The organism is Streptomyces sp. NPDC057743, from assembly GCF_042798755.1.
GTDB lineage: Bacteria > Actinomycetota > Actinomycetes > Streptomycetales > Streptomycetaceae > Streptomyces.
The window spans coordinates 168,330-175,406 of record NZ_JBHVJX010000020.1; the positions used below are offsets into that span (position 1 = coordinate 168,330).

Sequence of the window (7,077 nt, forward strand, 5' to 3'; positions counted from 1 at the left end):
GGCGGAGGGGGTGTGTAGGGCGGGGGCGCCCGCTGGGTGGTGGGGGGCGGGTGCGGTCCTCCGGGGGCGGGTTTCCGGACTGCTTCGCTTTACGTCCACAAACCCGCCCCCTCCGGCCCACACCCTCCCGCGAGTTGCGCGCCCCCGCCCGGTGGGGGTGAGGGAAGAGGGGCCGGAGTGGAGTGCTGCTCGTACCTCTTCTTCCCCTGGGAGGCCGGAAGCGGGCTGGCGCCTGCGCCTCTTCTTCCTCTGGGGGCCGGACCGAGCTGCCGCTTGTACCTTTCCATCCACCGGGGCGGGTCCCGTCCACATGCGGGAGGGGCGGTGCCGGAGGGGTGGGTGTTTCGGACGTAAAGCGAAGCAGTCCGAAACACCCATCCCGGAGGCACCGAACCCGGCACCCACCACAAAGCCGGGCCCCCGCCCCACACACCCCTCCGCCGAAGGCGGAACCCCACCACGGCGGGACAGCCGGCAACGTACGGGACCCGCGGCGTCAGCCGCCTACGCGACCCGCCAGCCCATCCAGATCCGTACGGGTCAGTCCCGTAAGTCGGGCCACCTCCGCGGGAGCGACCGCGCCGCATTCGAGGCCGCGGAGGAGGTAGCCGCTGAGGGCCTTCGCGGTGGCGGGCTCGTCGGCAATGTCGCCGCCGGTCTTGGCGGCGTACGCGGCGAGCCGGGCGGCGGCCTTCTCCAGGCCCTCGCGGTAGAAGGCGTAGACGGCGGCGTAGCGGGTCGGCAGGTGGCCCGGGTGCATGTCCCAGCCCTGGTAGTAGGCGCGGGCCAGGGCGCGGCGGGTGAGGCCGTGATGCAGCCTCCAGGCGTCGTGGACCTGAGCGGTGGGGCCGACCGGCAGCACGTTGGTGGAGCCGTCGGAGAGGCGGACGCCGGTGCCGGCGGCGGCGACCTGCATGACGGCCTTGGCGTGGTCGGCGGCGGGGTGGTCGCTGGCCTGGTAGGCGGCGCTGACGCCGCAGGAGGCGCTGTAGTCGAAGGTGCCGTAGTGGAGGGCGGTGGCGCGACCCTCGGCGGCCTCGATCATGCGGGAGACGGTGGCGCGGCCGTCGGGGCCCAGGATGGACTGGGTGGTCTCGATCTGGATCTCGAAGCCGATCCGGCCGGGCGTCAGGCCGCGGGCCTTCTCGAACGCCTCCAACAGCCGGACCATGGCGGTGACTTGCTCGGCGTAGGTGACCTTGGGGAGGGTGAGGACCAGGCCGTCGGGCAGGCCGCCGGCCGCCAGCAGGCCGGTGAGGAAGATGTCCAGGGTGCGGATGCCGCGGTCGCGGACGGCCGCCTCCATGCACTTCATGCGGATGCCCATGTACGGGGCGGCGGTGCCGTCCCGGTAGGCGGCGGCGACCAGGGCGGCGGCGCGGGCCGCGGCCTCGTCCTCCTCGGCGTCGGAGCGCACGCCGTAGCCGTCCTCGAAGTCGATCCGCAGGTCCTCGATGGGCTCGCGCTCCAGCTTGGCGCGGACGCGCTCGTAGACCGGGCCGGCGAGGTCGTCGGGGAGGCCGAGGACGGCGGCGAGGGCGGCGGCGTCGGGGGCGTGCTCGTCGAGCATGGCCAGCGCCTGGTCGCCCCAGGAGCGGAGGGTGTCGGCGGTGAAGGCGTCACCGGGGACGTAGACCGTGTGAACGGGCTGGCGGGTGCCAGGGTCGCCCGGGTAGCGCCGCGCCAGGTCGGCGTCCACCTCGGCGAGGGCGGCTCCGATGCCCTCGCGTACGGTGTCCGCGAGGCTCGTCGCCACGGTCTCCTGCTGCCCCATTTCGGTACCCTCCCGATGCTGGTGCCCGGCACCGTCACCGGTCCGGGCGTTTCCGCTTAACGGAATCAACAATCCGTATAGCGAAGCTAACCGCGTCCTTGGGCGAGGTCAACACTTTCCGGGATGTGGCGGGGCAACGATCCGGGAGTCGGCGGCGCAGGTCAGCGGGGTGCCAGGCCCGGTAACTCCGTGGCGCCGGCCGCCCGCCGCGGCCACAATCGCCGCCATGACATGGACCGCACCCACGAGGGAACGCCGGGAAACGCCCGCCGCGGCCGGCGAACGCGCGATGCTGCAGGGCTGGCTGGATTTCCACCGCGACACCCTGCTGGCCAAGTGCGCCGGCCTGACCGCCGAGCAGCTCGCCCGGCCCGCCACCCCGCCGTCCACGCTCACCCTGCTCGGCCTGGTGCGGCACCTCGCGTACGTCGAACGCTGCTGGTTCCGGCAGCGGTTCGCCGGCGAGGACGTCGAGGCCCTGTACGTCACCGAGGACGATGCGGACGCCGACCTTCACGCCCTCGACCCGGCCCGCGCCGCGGCGGACCACGCGGCCCTGCGCGCCGAGATCGCGGCCTGTGACGCGGTGGCGGCCGGCCGCGACCTGGACGAGACCTTCACCGCCCCCGGCGGCCGCACCCTCAACTTGCGCTGGGTGTATGTCCACTTGATCGAGGAGTACGCCCGGCACAACGGGCACGCGGATCTGCTGCGCGAGGCGCTCGACGGCACGATCGGCACCTAAGGAGCGATCGCGGTGACGGCCGGCACCGGGACGCTTTCCGGCCATGGCCGAAGGCCCCGTACGCCCGATGATGCGTACGGGGCCTTCGGCCGTGCGGTGCCTACGGGCGCAAGGGCCCGATCAGGTCAGCCCTTGCGGGTCTTGACCTCGTCGGTGAGCGCCGGGACGACGCTGAACAGGTCGCCCACCACGCCGTAGTCGACCAGGTCGAAGATCGGCGCCTCGGCGTCCTTGTTGATGGCGACGATGGTCTTCGAGGTCTGCATGCCGGCGCGGTGCTGGATCGCGCCGGAGATGCCCGCGGCGATGTAGAGCTGCGGCGAGACCGACTTGCCAGTTTGGCCGACCTGGTTGGTGTGCGGGTACCAGCCGGCGTCCACCGCGGCGCGGGAGGCGCCGACGGCCGCGCCGAGCGAGTCGGCGAGCGCCTCGATGACCGGGAAGTTCTCGGCGCCGTTGACGCCGCGGCCACCGGAGACCACGATCGCGGCCTCGGTCAGCTCCGGGCGGCCGGTCGACTCGCGCGCGGTGCGCGAGACGATCTTGGTGCCCTTGGAGGCGTCGGCGACGGTCACCGCGAGCTGCTCGACCGCGCCGGCGGCCGGAGCGGCCTCCGGGGCGGCGGAGTTGGGCTTGACGGTGATGACCGGAGTGCCCTTGGTGATCCGCGACTTGGTGGTGTACGAGGCCGCGAAGACCGACTGGGTGGTCACCGGGCCCTCGTCGCCGGCCTCGACGTCCACGGCGTCGGTGATGATGCCGGAGCCGATCCGGACGGCCAGGCGGGCGCCGATCTCCTTGCCCTCGGCGGAGGACGGCAGCAGGACGGCGGCCGGCGAGACCGCGTCGTAGGCGGCCTGGAGCGCGTCGACCTTGGGGGCGACGAGGTACTCGGCGAACTCCGGGGCGTCGGCGGTCAGTACCTTGACCGCGCCGTGCTCGGCGAGCACCGGGGCGGCGGTGTCCACGCCGGCACCGAGGTGCACGGCGACGGGCTCGCCGATGCGACGGGCCAGGGTGAGCAGTTCGAGGGTGGGCTTGCGGACGGCACCGTCCACGTGGTCGACGTAGACAAGGACTTCAGCCATGGGAATTGCTCCTGCGAGAAGAGTGCGGGCGGAGGGAGGACGTTGGTTCCGACGGGCCATCAAGCGCGGGTGGATAGCGGGGAGTTGCTCCCCCATCCCGCTCATCGGCCGCGGCGCCGGTCCGGGGCCGGGCCCCGGACTCGCGGCTCAGATGAACTTCTGGCCCGCGAGGAACTCGGCGAGCTGCTTGGCGCCCTCGCCCTCGTCCGTGACGATCGTGCCCTTGCTGCGGGCCGGACGCTCGTCGGCCGACTCGACCTTGGTCCAGGCGCCGTCCAGGCCGACCTCGTCCGCCTCGATGTCCAGGTCCTCCAGGTCCAGGGTCTCGACCGGCTTCTTCTTGGCGGCCATGATGCCCTTGAAGGAGGGGTAACGCGCCTCGCCCGACTGGTCGGTGACGGAGACGACGGCCGGCAGCGCGGCCTCAAGCTGCTCGCTGGCGGTGTCGCCGTCCCGGCGGCCGGTGACCTTGCCGTCCGCGACGGCGACCTGGGAGAGCTGGGTCGCCTGCGGGACGCCGAGCCGCTCGGCGAGCAGCGCCGGCAGCACGCCCATGCCGCCGTCGGTCGAGGCCATACCGCAGACCACGAGGTCGTAACCGGTCTTCTCAATGGCCTTGGCGAGCACGAGCGAGGTGCCGAGCGCGTCGGTGCCGTGCAGGTCGTCGTCCTCGACGTGAACGGCCTTGTCGGCGCCCATCGAAAGCGCCTTGCGCAGCGCGTCGGTGGCGTCCTCGGGACCGACGGTCAGGACCGTGATCTCCGCCTCGTCGTCGTTGGCTTCCTTGATCTGCAGGGCCTGCTCGACGGCGTACTCGTCGAGCTCCGAGAGCAGACCGTCCACGTCGTCCCGGTCGACGGTCAGGTCCTCGGCGAAGTGCCGGTCGCCGGTGGCGTCGGGCACGTACTTCACACAGACAACGATCCTCAAGCTCACGCCGGCTCTCCTACCTGCTTCGTCTCTTCAGAACTGCCTTGTGCTGGCAGCATAGGCGCCTCACGGGGCGGCTCCCGGTCGGTTACGGATCCCCGCGCCGACCGCAATGTTACTCGCTAGTACACCTAGTGTGCTGCCCCGAATCAAGGCCGTCGAAATGTGACCTTCCCAACGGCCCGACCGGGGCACCCGACAGCTCCGCGCGGAACCCCTCAGTCGCGCAACGCGTTGAAGCGGCCCTGGTGGTAGAGGAGCGGACGACCCGGCCCCGCGGGGTCGCCGACGAGCGGCTCGGCGAGCACGATCCGGTGGTCGCCGGCCGGAATCCGGGTCACGACCCGGCACACCAACCAGGCCAGCACGCCGTCCAACAGGGGCACGCCCTCCGGACCGGTGCGCCAGGAGGTGGCGGGCCCGAAGCGGTCGGCACCGCTGCGCGCGAAGGTGGCGGCCAACTCCTGCTGGTGCTCGCCCAGGAGGTGCACACCTATGTGCTCGGCCTCGGAGACGGCCGGCCAACTGGAGGCGCCGACACCGATACCGAACGAGAGCAGCGGGGGCTCGGCGGCGACGGAGGTGAGGGAGGTGGCAGTGAAGCCAACGGGTCGGGAGCCGGATGCGGTGATCACCGCGACGCCCGCGGCGTGTTGGCGGAAGACGGAACGCAGGAGTTCGGGGGAAGCGGTGCGGGGCGTGCCGAGGTCGGGCGAGGCCGTCATGGAGTTGTCCTTCTGCTGTGGGCGGTGAGCCCGGGCGGAGCCACCGGCATCCGTGCGGCGCGCGGCGGCGGTGTTGTCGTCGCTGCTCACATGCCGGGACAACGCGCGCTGGCGGTCCGCAGAAGATCGACGTGCGCGCGTCCGTACAGAAGGAGGAGGAATCCTGGCCGCATTACGTCAGGCTGACGATGCGTGACCGAGAGCGTCAAGTGCCGCCCGCCATCTGGGAGATCAATCACGGACCGCCGCCCCCAGCGCGGCGATGACGTCGACCTTCCGGGGCTGTCCCGCCGCGCGCCGGACTATCGCGCCGTCCCCGTCGAGCACCAGCACCGTCGGCGTCCCCGACACCTCCAGGCGCCGCACCAGCTCCAGCCGGTCCTCCGCGTCGATCTCGACGTGGGCCACGCCGTCGATCATCCCGGCGACGTCGGCGAGCACCCGCCGGGTGGCCCGACAGGGCTGACAGAACGCGCTGGAGAACTGCACGAGCGTGGCCCGCTCCCCCAACTCCGCCCCGATCTCGGCGGCACCCAGCCGAGTTCGGTCGTCCCGGTCGTGCACCTTCGCGCTCCCTTCTCGCCATTTCGTCGCGTCGACTGTCTGACGCTTCGGCGCTCCGGCTCTGCGCCACCTCAAGGTGCAGCGTCCACGAGACCGCGGACATTCCCCTCGCCGGCCGCCGTTTTCCGACGGAGCGCCCGGCGACGCCGACCGAAACCGCCCTGCTCCGCCCCTCCCCCACCCCCTCCCACGTGACGAGAATCTCCCGCCCGGAACCGCGTCCGAGCTGGCCGGAGGGACAGACATCGGGCACGATCTCCCGGAAGCCGCAGAGTTACGGCGGCGTAGGTTTCTGCCGGGAGAACCCTCCCCAGGCACAGAGAAGGGGCCCCCGGACATGGCCGAGTTCGTCTACCCGCCCGTCATCGGCGCCGCCCGCACGCTCTTCAAGACGCTGGACCTGAAGTTCGACATCGCCGGCACCGAGCACATCCCACAGCGCGGCGGGGCGGTGCTGGTGAGCAATCACATCGGCTACCTGGACTTCGTCTTCTGCGGCCTGGCGGCCCGGCCGGCCAAGCGGCTGGTGCGGTTCATGGCGAAGGAAGCGGTCTTCCGGCACAAGGTCTCCGGTCCGCTGATGCGCGCCATGAAGCACATTCCGGTGGACCGCGCGCAGGGGATGCACGCCTACAAGCACGCGCTCTCCGCGCTGCGTTCGGGCGAGATCATCGGGGTCTTCCCGGAGGCGACGATCTCCGAGTCCTTCACGCTGAAGAACTTCAAGTCGGGCGCGGCACGGCTGGCCCAGGAGGCCGGCGTTCCGCTGCTGCCGATGGCCCTGTGGGGCACCCAGCGCCTCTGGACCAAGGGCCACAAGCGGCAGCTCGGCCGCAACCACTTCCCGATAACGATCCGCATCGGCGAGCCGGTGGCGGCTGACGCCGCCGAGCAGCCGGAGAAGGTCACCGATCGCCTTCGGGCCCGCGTCCAGGACCTCCTGGAGGCGGCGCAACGGGCGTACCCGGTAAAGCCGCGGGGCCCGGAGGACACGTGGTGGATCCCGGCACACCTTGGGGGTACGGCGCCGAGCCCGTAGGGGTGCTTCCCACGTTGCTGGCTCTCCCGCCGCGCGGGTTGCTGTTGTTTGCGCCTTGCGGCGCTGGCCGTGCCGCTGCGCGGGGCGGTGCCGCTGCGCGGGGCGGGCCGACGTGTCCGCTGCGCGGGGCGGGTCCGCTGCGCGGGGCTGTCGGGGTGCGGTGACGGGCCTCCGGGGTGGGGGTGCCAGACTGCTTCGCTTTACGTCTGGCA

General features: G+C 72.0%; 7 protein-coding genes. 2 read left to right on the forward strand and 5 right to left on the reverse strand.

Features of this window, described 5'->3' with window-relative positions; all coding sequences use genetic code 11:
• Positions 1-496 precede the first annotated feature (496 nt).
• The gene (locus ACFVFQ_RS23650; protein ID WP_383419246.1) at positions 497-1,774 is read right to left on the reverse strand and encodes a DUF6986 family protein; all 1,278 of its coding nucleotides are present in this window, start codon (positions 1,772-1,774) and stop codon (positions 497-499) included.
• Between the two features lie 226 nt (positions 1,775-2,000).
• Here ACFVFQ_RS23650 and ACFVFQ_RS23655 point away from each other — a divergent pair, with 226 nt between their 5' ends.
• Positions 2,001-2,519: a DinB family protein gene (locus ACFVFQ_RS23655; protein ID WP_383419248.1), complete on the forward strand. Its 519-nt coding sequence runs from the start codon at positions 2,001-2,003 to the stop codon at positions 2,517-2,519.
• Positions 2,520-2,644: 125 nt separating this feature from the next.
• Here ACFVFQ_RS23655 and ACFVFQ_RS23660 read toward each other — a convergent pair whose 3' ends face one another.
• The 4 genes from ACFVFQ_RS23660 to ACFVFQ_RS23675 all read right to left on the reverse strand — a co-directional run bounded on the left by ACFVFQ_RS23660 (position 2,645) and on the right by ACFVFQ_RS23675 (position 5,826).
• Positions 2,645-3,607, reverse strand: coding sequence for an electron transfer flavoprotein subunit alpha/FixB family protein (locus ACFVFQ_RS23660; RefSeq protein WP_383419250.1), 963 nt, complete (start codon positions 3,605-3,607; stop codon positions 2,645-2,647).
• A 147-nt stretch (positions 3,608-3,754) separates the two neighbouring features.
• Positions 3,755-4,543 (reverse strand): electron transfer flavoprotein subunit beta/FixA family protein, encoded by a 789-nt coding sequence (locus ACFVFQ_RS23665; RefSeq protein ID WP_383419252.1) that lies wholly within the window; start codon positions 4,541-4,543, stop codon positions 3,755-3,757.
• A 212-nt stretch (positions 4,544-4,755) separates the two neighbouring features.
• Positions 4,756-5,262: a flavin reductase family protein gene (locus tag ACFVFQ_RS23670; protein WP_383419254.1), complete on the reverse strand. Its 507-nt coding sequence runs from the start codon at positions 5,260-5,262 to the stop codon at positions 4,756-4,758.
• Positions 5,263-5,493: 231 nt separating this feature from the next.
• Positions 5,494-5,826: a TlpA family protein disulfide reductase gene (locus ACFVFQ_RS23675; RefSeq protein WP_383419256.1), complete on the reverse strand. Its 333-nt coding sequence runs from the start codon at positions 5,824-5,826 to the stop codon at positions 5,494-5,496.
• A gap of 337 nt (positions 5,827-6,163) precedes the next feature.
• Between ACFVFQ_RS23675 and ACFVFQ_RS23680 the strand changes: the two genes are divergently transcribed.
• Positions 6,164-6,865, forward strand: a complete 702-nt coding sequence (locus tag ACFVFQ_RS23680; RefSeq protein WP_383419258.1) for a lysophospholipid acyltransferase family protein — start codon at positions 6,164-6,166, stop codon at positions 6,863-6,865.
• The last annotated feature ends 212 nt before the right edge of the window (positions 6,866-7,077 follow it).

Coding starts and splice junctions, on each gene's coding strand:
- ACFVFQ_RS23655 (WP_383419248.1), top strand. CDS start 2,001: ATGACATGGACCGCACCCACGAGGGAACGCCGGGAAACGCCCGCCGCG.
- ACFVFQ_RS23660 (WP_383419250.1), bottom strand. CDS start 3,607: ATGGCTGAAGTCCTTGTCTACGTCGACCACGTGGACGGTGCCGTCCGC.
- ACFVFQ_RS23680 (WP_383419258.1), top strand. CDS start 6,164: ATGGCCGAGTTCGTCTACCCGCCCGTCATCGGCGCCGCCCGCACGCTC.
- ACFVFQ_RS23670 (WP_383419254.1), bottom strand. CDS start 5,262: ATGACGGCCTCGCCCGACCTCGGCACGCCCCGCACCGCTTCCCCCGAA.
- ACFVFQ_RS23650 (WP_383419246.1), bottom strand. CDS start 1,774: ATGGGGCAGCAGGAGACCGTGGCGACGAGCCTCGCGGACACCGTACGC.